The sequence below is a fragment of the Candidatus Viridilinea mediisalina genome (assembly GCF_002532535.1).
Classification (GTDB): domain Bacteria; phylum Chloroflexota; class Chloroflexia; order Chloroflexales; family Chloroflexaceae; genus Viridilinea; species Viridilinea mediisalina.
On sequence record NZ_NQWI01000321.1, the window covers coordinates 1 to 612 of the forward strand.

Below are 612 nucleotides of genomic sequence, written 5' to 3' on the forward strand. Positions count from 1 at the left end.
GTGGTACACTACGCCTGCTACTGGCCGCCCGTGACGCGGGCGTGCGGCGGATGGTCGAAGCATTGCTTTCCCCCGCTGGCTTCGACAGGCTCAGCCAGCGGAGCGAAGCGATCTATTCACCACCTCAACCATGACCGATCTTACCAAACCCCACGATAAGTTCTTCAAGGCCACCTTTAGCCAACCCGGAGCGGTGGCACGCTTTCTGCGCGAGTTTCTGCCCGCTGAGGTGACGGCACTCTTTGATCTTGCACACATCCAGCCGGTCAAGGATTCGTTCGTTGATGCCACTCTGCGAGAACACTTCTCCGATCTGCTCTTTGCAGTACCGCTGCACGGGGCTGACGCCCATGCCTTCGTCTGCATCCTCTTTGAGCATAAGAGCTCGGTAGACCCCTTGACCCCGCTGCAAGTGTTGCGCTACATGGTGCAAAGCTGGGATGCCATGCAGCGTCAGCAGCGCCCGCTCGCCCCCATCGTGCCCATTGTGGTCTACCATGGCACACAGCGCTGGACGGTCTCGACCGACTTTCACGCCCTCTTCGATCTCCCCGCCGCCCTCCAGCGCTACACACCAACCTTTCACTACCACCTGAGCGATCTGACGACCGT

The 612-nt window shown here is 60.1% G+C and carries 1 protein-coding gene; it reads left to right on the forward strand.

Going from position 1 to position 612, the window contains the following annotated elements; all coding sequences use genetic code 11:
* Positions 1 to 130: 130 nt before the first annotated feature.
* The coding region (locus CJ255_RS22250) for an Rpn family recombination-promoting nuclease/putative transposase (protein WP_165774899.1) at positions 131 to 612 on the forward strand (482 nt) is incomplete at its 3' end.